Genomic DNA, 16236 nt, shown 5'->3' with positions numbered 1-16236 from the left:
TTAGTTTCCTGTAACCGCCTGACGCAATGCTTTAATCATCAGAAGAGAAGACGTCGCACCTGGATCTTGATGACCCACACTGCGCTCACCTAGGTAGCTTGCACGGCCTTTCTTCGCTTGCATCTCAATTGTCGAAACAGCGCTTTTTTCAGCAAGATCGACCATTTCATCCAATAGATGATCTGGGCTAATACCACTTTCAAGCTGTGACTTGGTTGTGTTCAGTACTGGCAACCAGACATCACACATAGTCTTATCGCCTTGTTCAGCTTTACCGCGGGAGATAACACCATCTACACCACTCTTTAGAGCATCGATCAATTCTTCGAACGACAGTTGTTCACGTGTTCCTACAGAAGCAGCCGTACGAATAAACAAGGTGCCGTAAAGCGGGCCACTTGCACCACCAACACTAGAAAGCAACGTCATACCCGTGTTTTTCAAGATAGTCGCAATGTTTTGCTTCTCTACGCTTGGTAATGTCTCTGCCACTTTTTTGAAGCCACGGTTCATGTTCAAGCCGTGGTCTGCATCACCGATATCACGGTCAAGATCCGTCAGGAAATCTTGGTTTTCAGCATAAGACTGAGCACACAACTCAAGCCAATTGATGATTTGGTTCTTTTCGATTTGCATATGTCCACCCTCGCCTTACCATTTAATTGCAGCTGTATCGACTGGCGCATCGAACAGTTCGATCATTTCTTTGTCCGCTTGTAGTAAGGTGATTGAAACACCTTCCATGTCCAAAGATGTACAGTAGTTGCCAACCATGTTGCGAACGACACGGAAGCCTTCTTGCTCACAGTTTTGTGCCAGACGACGGTAAACACCGTAAAGTTCAGATTCTGGAGTCCCGCCTAACCCGTTAACGATAGCGATGTAATCTTGATCAGCGTTGAACACTTCAATGCTTGACTCTACTTCGTCCCATTGGCCTTCTTCACGGTTCCAAATACGCAGTGTACGGCTGTAAGTAACGTTCTCTTTTAGCTCAAGGAACATTTTGTCCACTAGCTCATCTGCCGTTGTGTACTTCACACGTTCGATGCCAGGTTCACCATGGATACCTACACCGAATTCCACTTCGTCATCTTCTAAAATGAAAGATGGTTTACCCGCAGCAGGTACTACACATGCATTCAACGCAACGCCAAACGAGCGGCAGTTGTTGTTTACACGGCGAGCCAATTCTTCACATTGCTCAAGCGTGTAGCCTCTGTCTGCTGCTGCACCAACGATTTTCTCAACAAGAAGTGTACCTGCAACACCACGGCGGCCTGCTGTGTATAGGCTGTCTTTTACCGCGACGTCATCATCGATAAGAACTGAACCAACTTTAATGCCATCCGCGTGAAGAAGCTCAACTGCTGTTTCAAAGTTCAGTACGTCGCCAGTGTAGTTTTTGATAAAGAATAGAACGCCTTCACCCGTGTTGACTTGGTTACCACATTCGTACATTTGATCAGGTGTTGGAGAAGTGAACACTTCACCTGGGCAAGCACCAGTAAGCATCCCTTTACCGATAAAACCTGCGTGTAGAGGTTCGTGACCACAACCACCACCAGATACCAATGCCACTTGTCCTGGGGTTTCTTCATGCCACATGTAGCGAGGTTCGTAGTTCACCTTCAGCTCTGGACGAGAATATGCCAGACCTTCCATTTGCTGTTTAACAACGTCTTCAACACTATTGATTAGCTTTTTCATATTTCCGATCTCTTTTAATTCGAATTTCGTTTCGTAGGGTTGGGGCCATCTTAAGTGGAGAAAAAGTACGCTCAATCAAAAAAATATCCGTTCCAGGTTGGAACATTTCGTATAGCGCTTTTGTTTCATATCGGAACAAATTCCTCCCTCTCATACACTAGAGTGATCGGTGCCAAAAACTGTCTTGGGAAGGGAAATAACAAACGACGGCTTTGACACCATCATCATACATTTGCTTATCAAGTAGGCGATTTTCTTCTTCTTTTTGCTTTGTGTACCTACGATAGCTCCAACGTTGAAACAAAACATAACCACATTACAAAAGGTCTGAATATCATGGATAAAATCATCATTAGCCCAAGCAAATATGTTCAAGGTGAAAACGTTTTGGGCTCAATTGCGAGCTACGTGAAAACACTAGGTGAAAACCCACTCGCTATCGCTGATGAGTTTGTGACTGGCTTGGTTGGCGAGACAGTAAAAGAAAGCTTCTCAAAAGAAGACATGCCTATCGCAATGGACATCTTTAACGGCGAATGTTCTCGCGTAGAGATCGACCGCCTAACTGACATCTGTTCAACTCAAAAGAACGACGTCATCATCGGTATTGGTGGTGGTAAAACACTAGATACTGCTAAGTCTGTTGCTTACTACACTAAAATTCCTGTTGTTGTGGTACCTACAATCGCATCAACTGACGCTCCAACATCAGCATTAGCGGTTATCTATACTCCGGAAGGTGAGTTCGCAGAATACCTACTGTTCCCTCAAAACCCAGATATGGTAATCATGGACACAGCAGTGATTGCTAAAGCACCAGTGCGCTTGCTTGTTGCTGGTATGGGTGATGCACTATCAACTTACTTTGAAGCTCGTGCAAACATGACTTCAGGTAAAGCGACAATGGCTGGCGGCGCACCAACTCGCTCAGCTCAAGCTCTGGCTAAACTATGTTACGAAACACTGCTTGAAGACGGTCTGAAAGCAAAAGTAGCAGTAGAGAATGGTGTTAGCACAAAAGCGGTAGAAAACATCATCGAAGCAAACACTTACCTAAGTGGTATCGGTTTCGAAAGTAGCGGCCTCGCTGGCGCTCACGCTATCCACAATGGTCTAACTAAACTGGAAGAATGCCACCATCTTTACCACGGCGAAAAAGTGGCATTCGGTACACTTGTTCAGCTTGTGCTAGAAAACGCAGCGATGGAAGAAATCAATACTGTTATCAATTTCTGCCGCTCAGTTGGTCTACCGACTAACCTATTCGAAATGGGCGTGAAAGAACTGAACCATGAGAAACTATACGAAGTAGCGAAAGGTGCGACAGCGGAAGGCGAAACAATTCACAACATGCCATTCCCAGTAACCGCCGATAACGTATTCTCAGCGATTCTGACTGCTCACCAACTAGGTCAGAAATAAACTCCACACTTAGTTACTGAGTTACGAACAAGGCAAGCGAAAGCTTGCCTTTTTTCGTGGGAAGTTTCAGCGCTTTATCGGACGAATCCACATCGATAAATCAGGGCATTCGTACTGCAAGTGATCCATCAATTGTTTGGCTTCTGAATAATGGAAATAAACATCACTAAACAAATAGTACGAACCATGAATGTGGTGCTCGTATAAAGGCACAGTCGCACACTGAGCAAATACCTTGTTCGGTGGCTTAACACCAGAGTAGAGCTGAACAACATAAGCTTTAGAGTTTGATGTTGATGGTCGAGATGGCTTTGGCGGAGGCGCTGGTTTTGATTTCCTTTGACCCGCTTTTTTCTCCAACAATGAACAGCTGGCTGTATTGATATCAAAAGACATCACTTTCGATTTGTCTGCGGCATCCAGAATATTGACGCGCTGAGCCTTTGCATCACCAAAACACTCTTTAGCCAAAGCGTAAGTCGCCAGTTCACTCAATACACAAGATGACGAATCGTAATAGATTTGCTGCACACCATTATTCAACTGCGCTTGCGGAGAGCATTTCACCATCTGACGAAACTCTGCCCCATCTAATATCCATAAATCGACCGCTTCTTGAATCGTGAGCTCTGCCTGTGCACCAGAAGCAAACCCAAAACAACTCAAAAGTAAGCACCAAGAGAAGTAAGGCTTACTTGTATTCGACGAAAACACTTACTCGTCTCCACCACCATCTTGATCTGACGATGCTGGTGCTTTTCGAGCATAGTTTGAGAACGTCTCAGGCCCATCGTTCTCTGCAGCCAATTTCTCGATTTTCTTATCCGTTTCGTAATTAACCAATGCATAGACAGACCAAATGGCCGCAGGCAACCAACCGATTAAAGTAATCTGCAATAGCAAACAGATCACGCCCGCCCAATAACGGCCAATAGTAAAAAATTGAAGCCAAGGAATTAGAATGGCAAGTACTAGTCTCATGTCATGTCCTATTAAGTCTTTTATTATTCATGATCGTATTGCGCACTGATGCTCGGCTTATCAACAAACGGATTGCCGTCGAGATCGTTTTGTTCAAAAGAAAAAGCCGCCTAAGAATTTGGAGCTACGAACCGACATGTGAAGCAAGACTTAAGCGGCAAGCTGAAAGGGTAAACTAAGCCACAGGAACACAATCTTCTCCACAATGGCATTAGCAAAGGGCACCAATTTACAATACCGCTATATAGTAACCGTGTCAGAGGGATGAATATTTAGCATCTGTAAATCAAGAACAATGGGGATGCATACAAACAGCAAATCTTAGAAAGTGAGAAAGGTTTAATATTGATGGGAAACAAAAAGCTCCCCAATTTGGGGAGCTTTCGTATCGAGTGCGTAGAGGACTTACGTCAACTGTGCTACCGGAACAGATACATTTGTATCCTGTTTGACCTCATCTAGCACAATACCGTGTTTCTCAGTAAATTCCGCGATTTCTTCGTCAGTCATATATTTGATTGTGTAACCAGTCATCGCATAAATCGTAGCAAATGCCATTGAACCAAAGAACAACAAACAGTATGGCAAGTACTCCATTGTTGGAACGCCCAAGGTAGTAGCCATATACAAACCAGCAGCGGTCCAAGGAATTGCAGGCCCCGTCATAGTACCGAAGTCTTCTAACGTCCGCGAAAGAACCAAAGGGTTAAGTTTTAACTGTAAAAAACGACGCTGCATTAACTCTGTCGTAATAACTTTGTTCAAACCATCTGACCCTGTCAGCATGTTGATCACTATACAAATAACACCACTACCCAAAATGGCAGATTTAGCTGTTGTGATCTTTTTAGTCATCTCTGACATCGCTACATCCATCATTCGAGTGCCAGTTAAGATTCCAGCAAAGGCCATCGCACAAATAATAAAGGCTAGGAATCCACCTTGGTTATTTAAGCCACCACGATTAAGCAAGTTCAACACTTCAGGTTCTAGCGTTGCTGGATCAATCCCAATCATGCCCACATCAAAACCGTTCATTGTAGCTTGAACACCATTAATGAGTTCAAATCCTTGGTATTGCCAACCAACCAATACAGCAGCTAGTGAGCTCAACAACATTGAAGGAACTGCCGGTTTCCCGATAAAAGTACAAACCAAAATAACCAGCATCGGTACTAACGGTAAGAAGCCAAATTGGTAAATACTCGCTAACTGCTCCAGTAGACGTGCACTCGATTCAGAAACGCCACCAGCAGAGTCTGTGGTATAACCAAGATACAAGAAGAAAACGAGTGCTAAAATTGTCGAAGGTACAGTGGTCCAAAGCATATATTTGATATGATCATATAAAGGTGCTTTCGTTACTGCTGAAGCAAGGTTTGTTGTATCTGATAGCGGAGAAAGCTTATCTCCAAAGTAAGCACCCGTTACAATCGCGGCAGCCAACATACCAACATCAACTCCAAGACCAATACCTACCCCCATAAGTGCGACACCGATAGACGCCACCGAACCCCAAGAGTTACCAGACACATAGGATAAAATAGCAGTTAGCACAAACGATAAAACTAATACTAACTCAGGCTTTATGATTTCCATGCCATAGTAAACCATCATTGGTAACGTACCAGAAAAGCTCCACGTAGCGACCATAAAACCAACGAGAATAACAATAAAACAAGCAGGCATTACCGCTGCAAATTTATCAATAACAAACTTTTCTATTTGCTCCCATGAATAGTTGAGTTTCGATACAGCAATGATTCCAGCACAGGTTGCTGAAATTAGAAGACAGACACCCGTAGGCCATCCTAACAATCCCATCCCAATGGCTAAAACCAACACCATAAATATAATTGGAGTTATGGCCTCTTTAAAGGTCGGCAACCTGACCGCCTTATTTTCATCATTTAAACTAGACATATTAGACCTTATATATTTCACGTTTAGATTAGGCGATAGAAATATATTCACACGCCAATATTATTTATCTTTTATTATTTGATGCGCACGCCTTGCAGCTCCAAAGCAGCCTGAACCGCTGATATGTCAACATCACGGCAATGAACATTTTGTTTAATAGAGAGAGCAGCAGCTACACCAGCACCTTGCCCAGTAACGGCACAACAAGCCATGTTTCGAGTTGTTGCATGAGCAAACGCGTCAGAGTCAATTGCTCTTCCACATACAAGTAAGTTATCAACATGAGTTGGCAATAATGCGCCATATGGAATTTGGAAGTATCTAGGCTCTAGGGGAAGTTTGAGTTTGCCGTTACCGTCAATAAATTCAGGGAATATGCCTATACTGTCCCAATGACGTCCTTGATTGACAATATCATTCTCAGTTAAACGGGTTCGGCCAACAATATGACGAGACTCTCGAGTACCAATCGTCATACCAAAGTTTTTAAGTACAGCATTTTCAAATCCTGGTTGCATCTTACGCAGAGCTTCAATTGCACAAAGTGCTTGCTTGCGGCCTTCGATCTCAGCCTTTGTTAGATCGAAGACATCGGTACAATCAATACCTGCCATACTTTGAACATTCATATAGTTAGCATCTCCGTGGTCAGTAATCGTACTCCAACTACCACCAAGAGTGACGCCTTCAGGTACTAGCCCTTCCTTTTTAGCTTTTGCGAAGACTTTCCCTAAATAAGGGCTGAACATTTCCTGACAACTTTCGTGAATCTCATAGGACCAGTTTTGGTTGTCTTCATCTTTACCCCAATCATTATATGTAGGTTTTGTTTTCGCAATATCTGCAAAAAAACGGGATTTATCGATGTTTGAACAGTTAAATACTGTCGTCACACTCATCAACTTTTCGCGTGGAGGCTTAGTAAAATCAGCTCCTGCAAAGGCCGCAATATCCGCATCACCAGAGCAATCAATTACCACCTTCGCCAAGATGGCTTTTCTTCCAGACTTGCTCTCAGTAATAACACCAGTCACAGAGTTATTGTCCATTAGGACGTCCACCGCCATCATATGGAGTAAACGCTCAACGCCACTCTCAGCGAGAAACTCGTCGGCAACAACTTTGAACATTTCAGCGTTAATTGCTTGGCTTATAGATTGAACCTCTGGTGTAGTTGCCCCAAATGCTTGAGCTCGTTCTTCAAACTCCTGAGCGATACCACCAGCATCGATAGTATGCTCATGGCGCCACCACGCAATTGACTCAACACCTGCCGTTGTCATCATACCGCCGAAGCATCCAAATCGCTCAATGAGCAATGTTTTAGCACCTTCGCGAGCTGCACCAATAGCAGCAGCCATTCCCGCGGGCCCACCACCAACGACAAGAACATCGACTTCTACCAGTACTTCAATTTCTTTTGTAGGCTCAATAATTATTTTCATTATTCTATTTCCTTTATAAACCTTGCTGTTTTATTAAAAGTAATTCACGTTATCGGTTTATAAAGAAAGTATCAGAGTACTAATTTTTTGGTTATTTAATTCATGAAATTTGAAATGGAAATGTGAGTATAAAAAACAACCTAATGCTAAGAATAACCTTCAACTATTCATATTGTGAATTAGGTAACAAGACACTAAAAAAACGCGCCTTACCATTTCAATTTGAAACATATTTCACTTATCAATTTTCATTTTGAAACCAACAAAATAAAATAAATTATTTCATATTTAATAAAAAAGCCCACCGAGGGTATGGTGGGCAAAAAAGAGAGATAAAAAGGCTTTAACTCAAGGCATGATCTCAAGCTAAAAATATCTCTACTTGAGCATTATCTTTAATGTCAAATAACTGATTGGGTAAATCTAATAAGGAACCAAATACATTCACCGGAGAGGCTGCCACAGGTTTTTTGCTATGACTGTATGGCGTGCTACCAAAGAACACACAAAACGCTTGTCCTGGCGGCCAATAAGCTAAATCTCCGACTTCTACTTCTGTTTTCGCTTCTATGCATTCGTCAATCAGCAAAGGAATTGGAAAGTAAATTTCATCTCCCCAGCGCCTTACTCGTCCCTTTATCGGTAGTGACGACAAAATACGTTGAGCAGTATCTGTCTGATTTAACGTAGCGGAATACTCGATGTTGTTTATTCGAATTGTTATTTGAGTCATCTTGTTCACAAGCTCCGAATTAAGCCATTTCCGGTTTTTCTGGCGTTGCTAGTTTATTCACATCAACGGTTTTCGTGTTGAAAGGCTTAACTGCACCATGCTCCATTGTTAAAGCAACAATGTCTTGTGCACTAACATCACGTGAGTAGACACCTCGTTTTACAGCCAACGCTGCGGCAGCACCCACGGCTTGTCCCATCGCCATACAAGTACATTGTGCTCGAATCCCAGCAAGAGACACGCGATCAGCTGACAAGATACGACCCGCAACGGTAATGCGGTTGGTATTCTTTGGGATCAAAGCTCGGAAAGGAACCGCTGGGATAAGACTTGCTGAATCATGGAAAATCTCATCACATCCATTGTCTTCGTTATGCATGTCAATGTAGTTGAAAGCATTACAAATCGCATCTTCATACTTCTCTGCTCCCATAAACTCAGGCTCAGTCACGATATGCTCGCCGATCACTCGGTAGCCTTCGCGAGATAACGCTCGGTTATACATGGTTTTCAGCACAGCACGCTCAGCGCCTGGGATTTTATTGCGAACAAATTGGTACATACGCAACATGCGTTCGCGACCTTCAATGTTAGCTTTTGTTTGGCCATCAGCATCAGAGGTATCACACGAATAGATATGAGTGGAGTTGTGCCCACCCATTTGCAAGAACCACTGGAACGGATAGATACCAAAGTAAGCCCAGTCACCTTTTTGCAACTCACCATCTGCCATCGCTTTCTCGTAAATTTTTTGCACCTCACCCTGCCATACTTGTTGCATGTCGATGCCTTCAATACGATATTCCAGCGTGCCTGGTTGGCGCTTAGGTGACTTTTCAACTTGCAAACCGAGTGCACGTGAAACATCCGCATCGCCTGAACAATCAATGATCTCTCGACAACGTGTTATTCGCTTAATACCGCGAGCATATGAGGTCACGATCCAGAAGTTACCATCATGCGCCATTTCACCAATAAATTCGTGATAGTGAATATCTACACCGGCTTCTATGGCTGCTTGTTCCGCAACAGTCGCATAGATAGGTACGTTGATATTGCTGTAGTACGCCGGTGTATCGACACCATATCGCTCTGACGGCGGTTTAATGCGTAAGCCTTCAATTTCCTTCGAGCGAGAGAACAGCTCCCAACCAATGCCTTGCACTACAGTTTCTGTTGGTGAATGCCAATGGTTTGGCATAAATACTCCACCATCTGTCATTGTGCCACCCAACATCGAACTGGCTTCAATCAAAGACACCGACACACCTGCACGTGCGGCTTGAATGGCAGCTATATGACCAGCAGTACCACCACCAGCCACAACGACATCTACACTCTGTTTTATCGTTTTCATACACTTACCTTATTTCACGTTATCTTTTATATCGAAATCACCTCGTTCTGATGCGAGGAAACTTAGGTATAAATCAATGTGGAAGGTGACCCAAACGACCCTACAAAAGCAGAGCCGCTGGGAGTTATCACATCACGTTTAGGATTGGAAATTAGTGGATTCGAACACCTTGCTTAACCAAAGTGTTTTGTAGCAATGTCATATCGACATCACGCGCATTGACGCCTTGCTTCAACGATTCTGCTGCTGCGGTACCCGCACCTTCACCCGTGACGGCACAGCACATCATGTTACGCATAGAAGTATGAGCAACGACACCACCAGAAATTGAACGGCCTGCCACAAGTAAGTTTTCTACCTGTTGAGGCACTAGACAGCCGTAAGGAATTTGGAAGTAACGACCTGTCGTTGGCAGGATCAAATAACCACTGCCATCAATGAACTCAGGGAAAATCCCGATAGAGTCATTGCAGCGGCCTTGGTTCAGTACATGCTCGTCGTCGATGTGTGTTTCACCAACAATTAAGCGTGACTCTCGAGTACCTAATGTCATACCAAAGTTGCGCAATTTGGCTTTTTCGAAGCCAGGAACATAGTGCTTAAGCGCATCAATCGCCCAAAGCGCCTGCTGACGGCCTTCAATTTCAGCCTTAGTCAAATCCCATGCGTTGGTACAGTCGTAGCCAAACGAGTACACCATGTTAAGTTGATGCGCTTCACCCGCTTCAGAGAATGTAGACCAAGTACCAGCAATCGCAGAGGCATCACCAGGAATCACACCTTCTTCTTGTGCTTTGGTGAATATCTCTTCCATGTATGGGCTAAACATGTCGTCTTCTTTGCCCGTCGTTTGAATTGTCCAGTTCTTACCCCAGTCGGCGTAAGTTGGTTTAAGCTCCTCTGCGACAAACTTATTGAATCGCTCAACATCAATACCCGCACAATGGAACATTACCGTCACACCCATCAATTTATCAGTCGAACGCTGATTAAATGGAGCACCTGCCAGTGCCGCAACGTCTGCATCCCCCGTACAATCGACAATACGTTTTGCCAAGATAGCGCCGCGACCAGATTTGCTTTCGACAATCACGCCATAAATGGTGTTGCCTTCTTTTAGAACCTCAACAACCCATGAGTGGTAAAGTGGCGTCACGTTTGCTTCTGCAATCATTCGGTCCGCGATAACTTTGAAGCCTTCAGTATCAATCGCTAAGCTCTTCGATTGTGGCTCTTGACGAGCAAAGCCCGCTTCTTGTGCACGAACTTCATATTCACGGCCGATACCTTCACAATCCACCGTCCCTTCATGACGATACCAAGCAAAGCTCTCAACACCAGCTTGAGTTAACATGCCGCCTAAACAGCCATAGCGTTCAACGATCATAGTTTTTGCACCAAGACGACCAGACGCAATCGCAGCAGTTAAGCCAGCCGGGCCACCGCCTACAACGAGCACGTCCGTTTCTGCAATCACAGGGATTTGTTTTTGAGGTTCGATGATGTTCATTTTTTTATCTCCTTAGTGCACCTCCTTTTCATGGAAGGAGGTGCTTATATCGGTGTTTGCTGAAAGTTAGCTAAAAGAAGTCGTTGGCTCTGTCGCCGGCTTTGTGACCTGCTCTTCTTCAACGCGGTCTACCGGTGTTTCCAAGTAAATACGACCTTTTGAGTCTGCTGCTGGGAAACCTTCAGGGAAGTCGATGTTGATTTGTTTAATGAAGCTCTTAGCTACAATTGCAATCACGAAACATAGAGGGAAGCCAGTCAAAATCGATACTGTTTGCAGTGGCTTCAAACTCTCTGGGTTGATGAAGTACAGTGCTAGAGAAACCACACCAGCCAAAATCAACCAGAATGCGATGTTCCAGTGCGCTGGGTCTTCGTTTTCTGCAATTTCATCTTGAGTAGCAGCAGCAAGTGAGTAACCCACAGCACAGTGGCCTGTGATGTAAGAAATCAAAGTGATGAGACCGAATGCGAACACAAATAGCGTGCCTAGTGGCATTTGTTCAAGCATTGCGTACACAACCGCACCACGACCTTGTTCGTTCATGATGGACATCAGATCCACCTGACCTGTCATTTGCATGTTGATGCCCATACCAGGAAGGATCATGTAGAACACCATACAGCCAAGAGAACCGGCAATCAGACCACCCATTACAATTTCGCGAATGGTTCTACCCTTAGAAATCTTCGCAATGAACAGACCAAATGGCAGTGCGTAAACCACCCACCAAGAGAAGTAGAAGATAGTCCAAGCTTGTGGGAATCCACCGTCACGGATAACGTCTGTCGCTAAGCTCATGTAAACAAAGTTTTGAAGCATCAAGCCAAGGCCATCAACCGATAGGTTTAAGATGTATGCTGTAGGACCACAAACGAGCAGCGCGATTAACATCACTACGTCAGCTTTTACGTTCCAGTCACTCAGTGCTGATACCCCTTTCTTAAGACCCATAATCAATGCAACAAGAGGGATAAAGGTCCACAAGAAGATCACGAAAGTATCTAAGAATGCGTTGCTTGATTCCCAACCCATTACATACACAATCGCGTTAGAAATAAGTGGTGTGCCTAGCGCTAGCGATGTCATAACACCACCAACCATACCGAACATGTACAAGAAGTTGATTAAGTGGCCAGAAATACCGTCCACCTTCTTGCCCAATACTGGACGAGCGAACTCACTCATTTTTAATGTTGGCTTTTTACGTACATAGAAGCAGTAAGCAATTGGAATAGCACAAGCAATGTACCAAGCCCAAGCCGATGGCCCCCAGTGGAACATGCCGTAAGCAGAAGCCCAGCGTGCAGCATCAATACTGCCCGCTTCCACACCGAATGGTGGCGCTTGCATGATCCAGATCCATTCAACTGCACCAAGGTAAAGCACGCTACCACCAGTACCAGAGGTAAAGATCATGCCCAACCAAGTCATGGTGGAGAACTCAGGACCATGCTCTTTATCACCCATTACGACACCGCCGTAACGAGAGACTGCTAGATAAATACAGAAGATAACAACTGCAAATGTTGCTAATAAGAAGAACCAGCCGAGCTCTCCCGTGGTGAACGCATGCAGCTTACCCATGACAAGCGCACTTGATGTTGGGTTCATCAGGAAGAATACAGCCATCGCTAAGGTCAAGATCGTGGCAGGCCAGAAGACTGCCTTGTCGATCGCCCCTTTTTTATGTTGAGAGGGTTGGTTACTCATAATTTGTTTCCACGTTTCACGTTGTTGTTTTGGACAGGAACATCTTATGAACCCCAACCAATAAAGGTTAGAAATTGCGGTGTTTTTGAACGGCAACTTTGAAGATAGCCACAGGAGAAATGGGTTATTTTTTCTGACGGAATGCGAAGTGTGAAGCTAGGAGAATTTTCCTACAAAAGCGAAATGAGCTTTTCAAAACGAAACATCTCGTTTCAGGAAATATTCCATTTTGGAACAATTCAGAAACCATCTCGGATGATTTAACCTTCACAGCAAAGTAAGAGATTTAAGTATGCTTTTTCGGCTCTACATATCGTGTTAAGCCTTATATGTAGGAGGATTTAAACGTAAAATCATCGTGTTGCATTTTGAAAAGCACCTGGTATTTCTCATCAAATTAAAGGCCGTTACAAGGCATTTTTTCGCTTAATTTAAGTAAACTCCACACACATCGGTTTGTTGATCCAATTAGCACTTTTGATAATTCGCTCGTTTAAGGGCTGCAATTATCTAACATAGCTCAGTTGAAATGGTTATCTTTTTATCGAGACCATTAAAATTTTTAATTTCAGCCACTTAGAACAGTTTCTTATCATTTTTCCACTTATTTATCAGTGGTAATTCCGCTTGATGCCTCCCTATTTCCAAAACCTGTATTGGTATGTGATGAAGAAATCTCTGCTTTTAAGCATGTTATTGCTTGGTGGCTGCTCTATGGCACCGGAAGAAACACCACCTTGTGCGTGCGATAACTACGTTCCTCCTTATGTAAAGCCGCCAAGCGCATCTAATGAAGACAACATCAAACAATTGCTCGCGTATATTGCTCAAAAAGCCAAAGATCGCTGGGGTGAAGATGAGTTCGTTGAAGCAGGCAAACACCGTTACGTGAAGTACCTTGACGGTTACAACACCCGAGCACACATCGACTTCGAAACGGGTAAGATTTATGTTTCGACAATTTCTCAGTACCAACCAACGGAGAAGCTACAAAAAGCCATCGTACAGACACTACTCATGCCTGCCGATCCAGCTCATGCAGAGTTGTTTAGCGATAAAGAAGCGGTATTACGCGGTAAGCCTTTCTTACTGGGGCAAGTTCTCGATCACGATGGAAAGCCGATTGAATGGGAATGGCGCGCTAATCGCTACGCAGACTACCTGCTCGACAATAAACTGCAGAAGAAAGCCATCAAACGCGGCAGTGCTTATTATGTTGAAATCAACATGGTGAAAGATCACCTAGAGCAGCGAGAATACCAGTACGCAGGCTTGGTACGTGATGCAGCTAAACGATATGGCTTGTCTGAAGATCTAATCTTCGCCGTGATCAAAACCGAAAGCAGCTTTAACCCTTATGCGGTCTCTCATGCTGGAGCTTACGGCTTAATGCAGGTGATCCCAAAAACCGCCGGTGCTGATGTGTTTAATTTGGTGAAAAACAAACCGGGTATTCCAACCAAAGAGTACTTATTCGACCCTGCAAATAACATCGATGCCGGAGCTGCGTATTTCTATATCTTGAAGAATCGCTACCTAAGAGATGTAAAACATCCTACATCGAAACACTTTAGTATGATTTCAGCCTATAACGGTGGTACAGGCGGTGTGCTTTCAACGTTTGATAGCGACCGAAAACAAGCGATGAATGAGCTTAACAGCCTCAATCCAACTCAAGTCTATGATGCGCTAACCACTCAACATCCAAAAAGTGAAGCAAGACGCTACCTTCAAAAGGTTCTGTATTTCCAAAAAGACTTCAGCGAAGGAAATATCTAGTCAAACTTTATTAAAATGCTCTCCTATGCGAGAGCATTTTTGTTTTTACTCACATGATTCAAAATGAAACATGCGACCTGATTGCCCCCGATATAAACTAAGGAGAAATAACAAAAACAATAAGGTTTTGACTATGACTGAGCAAAAATACATCGTTGCTCTCGACCAAGGGACTACCAGCTCTCGAACTGTGGTTCTCGATCATGACGCCAATATCGTTAGTGTCTCGCAACGAGAATTTACCCAATTCTACCCGCAAGCAGGTTGGGTCGAACACGACCCAATGGAAATATTTGCCACTCAAAGTGCTACCTTAGCCGAAGCGTTGGGGAAAACAGGTATCAACAGTGAGCAAGTCGCTGCAATTGGTATCACTAACCAACGTGAAACGACGATCGTCTGGAATAAAGAAACTGGCGTTCCTGTTTATAATGCAATTGTTTGGCAATGCCGCCGTACTGCTGATATCTGTGAAGATCTCAAACAACGAGGCCTAGAAGATTATATTCGAGATAACACTGGCCTGGTGTTGGATCCTTACTTCTCCGGAACTAAGGTTAAATGGATCTTAGATCACGTTCCTGGTGCCCGTGAAGACGCAGATGCGGGTAAGTTGTTGTTTGGCACAGTTGATACCTGGCTTGTATGGAAGATGACTCAAGGCCAAACACATGTCACCGATTACACCAACGCATCAAGAACGATGCTCTTCAACATCAATACGCTTGAGTGGGACCACAAACTGCTAGAGGAAATGGGTATACCGCACTCGATGATGCCGACGGTAAAGCGGTCTTCAGAAGTATACGGAGATACCAACATAGGTGGTAAAGATGGCATACACATCCCTATAGCTGGTATCGCTGGTGATCAACAAGCGGCATTATTTGGTCAAATGTGTGTCGAAGCCGGGCAAGCCAAAAATACGTATGGCACAGGTTGCTTTCTATTAATGAACACAGGGCAGGAAAAGGTCACCTCGCAAAATGGGCTCTTAACTACCATAGCTTGTGGCGCAAACGGAGAACCTTCTTATGCACTCGAAGGTGCGGTGTTTATGGGAGGAGCATCAATTCAGTGGCTTCGTGACGAAATGAAGTTACTCCATGACGCCAAAGATTCAGAGTACTTTGCTACACAAGTTGATTCTTCCAATGGTGTATATGTAGTTCCTGCCTTCACTGGATTAGGGGCACCGTATTGGGATGCATACGCTCGTGGAACCATTGTTGGTTTAACACGTGGAGTTAATGCAAATCATATTATTCGAGCGACGTTAGAAAGCATTGCTTATCAAACACGTGATGTCCTCGATGCGATGCAGGCGGACTCGGGAATTCAGCTATCTGCACTTCGTGTGGATGGTGGTGCCGTTGCGAACAATTTCCTAATGCAATTTCAATCGGACGTATTAAATACCCATGTTCTTCGCCCAAAAGTCACTGAAGTTACCGCGCTTGGTGCTGGTTATCTTGCGGGTCTTGCCGTTGGGTACTGGGGAAGCATTGAAGAGGTGAAGAACAAGGCTGAACTTGATCGCCAGTTTGCTCCAACTAAGGATGAGGCAAAACGCCAACGTCGTTATAAAGGCTGGAAACGGGCGGTGACGTGTGTCCAATCGTGGGCTGAATTGCACGAAGAAGAATAAAACCAAAACGAAAAA

At 44.2% G+C, this 16236-nt stretch carries 13 protein-coding genes; 3 read left to right on the top strand and 10 right to left on the bottom strand.

Annotated elements, in window-relative coordinates:
* Entirely contained in the window at positions 1–636 is a 636-nt protein-coding gene (dhaL, locus tag A9237_RS12065; protein WP_038866007.1) for a dihydroxyacetone kinase subunit DhaL, read from the bottom strand.
* A gap of 15 nt (positions 637–651) precedes the next feature.
* Positions 652–1710: a dihydroxyacetone kinase subunit DhaK gene (gene dhaK, locus A9237_RS12060; RefSeq protein ID WP_078608264.1), complete on the bottom strand. Its 1059-nt coding sequence runs from the start codon at positions 1708–1710 to the stop codon at positions 652–654.
* Positions 1711–2046: 336 nt separating this feature from the next.
* Between dhaK and A9237_RS12055 the strand changes: the two genes are divergently transcribed.
* The gene (locus A9237_RS12055; protein WP_038866003.1) at positions 2047–3132 is read left to right on the top strand and encodes a glycerol dehydrogenase; all 1086 of its coding nucleotides are present in this window, start codon (positions 2047–2049) and stop codon (positions 3130–3132) included.
* A gap of 66 nt (positions 3133–3198) precedes the next feature.
* On the opposite strand, the gene A9237_RS12050 is transcribed toward A9237_RS12055, so the two are convergent.
* The 8 genes from A9237_RS12050 to A9237_RS12015 form a co-directional block, all read right to left on the bottom strand.
* Entirely contained in the window at positions 3199–3846 is a 648-nt protein-coding gene (locus A9237_RS12050; protein ID WP_078608263.1) for a hypothetical protein, read from the bottom strand.
* Entirely contained in the window at positions 3847–4113 is a 267-nt protein-coding gene (locus tag A9237_RS12045; protein WP_078608262.1) for a YqaE/Pmp3 family membrane protein, read from the bottom strand. It lies immediately after the preceding gene.
* A 405-nt stretch (positions 4114–4518) separates the two neighbouring features.
* Positions 4519–6036 (bottom strand): Na+/H+ antiporter NhaC, encoded by a 1518-nt coding sequence (nhaC, locus tag A9237_RS12040; RefSeq protein ID WP_078608261.1) that lies wholly within the window; start codon positions 6034–6036, stop codon positions 4519–4521.
* Between the two features lie 74 nt (positions 6037–6110).
* Positions 6111–7481, bottom strand: coding sequence for an FAD-dependent oxidoreductase (locus A9237_RS12035; protein WP_153303223.1), 1371 nt, complete (start codon positions 7479–7481; stop codon positions 6111–6113).
* A gap of 361 nt (positions 7482–7842) precedes the next feature.
* On the bottom strand, positions 7843–8214 hold the full coding sequence (locus A9237_RS12030; RefSeq protein WP_038865994.1) for a cyclophilin-like fold protein: 372 nt from the start codon (positions 8212–8214) through the stop codon (positions 7843–7845).
* Between the two features lie 19 nt (positions 8215–8233).
* The gene (locus tag A9237_RS12025; protein ID WP_078608259.1) at positions 8234–9571 is read right to left on the bottom strand and encodes an FAD-dependent oxidoreductase; all 1338 of its coding nucleotides are present in this window, start codon (positions 9569–9571) and stop codon (positions 8234–8236) included.
* A gap of 151 nt (positions 9572–9722) precedes the next feature.
* Positions 9723–11081 (bottom strand): FAD-dependent oxidoreductase, encoded by a 1359-nt coding sequence (locus A9237_RS12020; protein ID WP_078608258.1) that lies wholly within the window; start codon positions 11079–11081, stop codon positions 9723–9725.
* 66 nt (positions 11082–11147) lie between these two features.
* Positions 11148–12794: a BCCT family transporter gene (locus A9237_RS12015; RefSeq protein WP_078608257.1), complete on the bottom strand. Its 1647-nt coding sequence runs from the start codon at positions 12792–12794 to the stop codon at positions 11148–11150.
* 666 nt (positions 12795–13460) lie between these two features.
* Between A9237_RS12015 and mltC the strand changes: the two genes are divergently transcribed.
* Positions 13461–14573 (top strand): membrane-bound lytic murein transglycosylase MltC, encoded by a 1113-nt coding sequence (gene mltC, locus A9237_RS12010; protein ID WP_078608256.1) that lies wholly within the window; start codon positions 13461–13463, stop codon positions 14571–14573.
* Between the two features lie 133 nt (positions 14574–14706).
* Positions 14707–16221: a glycerol kinase GlpK gene (glpK, locus tag A9237_RS12005; protein WP_078608255.1), complete on the top strand. Its 1515-nt coding sequence runs from the start codon at positions 14707–14709 to the stop codon at positions 16219–16221.
* The last annotated feature ends 15 nt before the right edge of the window (positions 16222–16236 follow it).

This window comes from Vibrio owensii (genome assembly GCF_002021755.1).
GTDB classification, from domain to species: domain Bacteria; phylum Pseudomonadota; class Gammaproteobacteria; order Enterobacterales; family Vibrionaceae; genus Vibrio; species Vibrio owensii.
The sequence above is the reverse complement of the archived record's forward strand: the minus strand, read 5'-3'. Positions and strand labels throughout refer to the sequence as shown.

Bases quoted from the DNA above. Each gene is read 5' to 3' on its own strand.
- dhaL (WP_038866007.1), bottom strand. From the start codon at position 636: ATGCAAATCGAAAAGAACCAAATCATCAATTGGCTTGAGTTGTGTGCT.
- dhaK (WP_078608264.1), bottom strand. From the start codon at position 1,710: ATGAAAAAGCTAATCAATAGTGTTGAAGACGTTGTTAAACAGCAAATG.
- A9237_RS12055 (WP_038866003.1), top strand. From the start codon at position 2,047: ATGGATAAAATCATCATTAGCCCAAGCAAATATGTTCAAGGTGAAAAC.
- A9237_RS12045 (WP_078608262.1), bottom strand. From the start codon at position 4,113: ATGAGACTAGTACTTGCCATTCTAATTCCTTGGCTTCAATTTTTTACT.
- nhaC (WP_078608261.1), bottom strand. From the start codon at position 6,036: ATGTCTAGTTTAAATGATGAAAATAAGGCGGTCAGGTTGCCGACCTTT.
- A9237_RS12035 (WP_153303223.1), bottom strand. From the start codon at position 7,481: ATGAAAATAATTATTGAGCCTACAAAAGAAATTGAAGTACTGGTAGAA.
- A9237_RS12030 (WP_038865994.1), bottom strand. From the start codon at position 8,214: ATGACTCAAATAACAATTCGAATAAACAACATCGAGTATTCCGCTACG.
- A9237_RS12025 (WP_078608259.1), bottom strand. From the start codon at position 9,571: ATGAAAACGATAAAACAGAGTGTAGATGTCGTTGTGGCTGGTGGTGGT.
- A9237_RS12020 (WP_078608258.1), bottom strand. From the start codon at position 11,081: ATGAACATCATCGAACCTCAAAAACAAATCCCTGTGATTGCAGAAACG.
- A9237_RS12015 (WP_078608257.1), bottom strand. From the start codon at position 12,794: ATGAGTAACCAACCCTCTCAACATAAAAAAGGGGCGATCGACAAGGCA.
- mltC (WP_078608256.1), top strand. From the start codon at position 13,461: ATGAAGAAATCTCTGCTTTTAAGCATGTTATTGCTTGGTGGCTGCTCT.
- glpK (WP_078608255.1), top strand. From the start codon at position 14,707: ATGACTGAGCAAAAATACATCGTTGCTCTCGACCAAGGGACTACCAGC.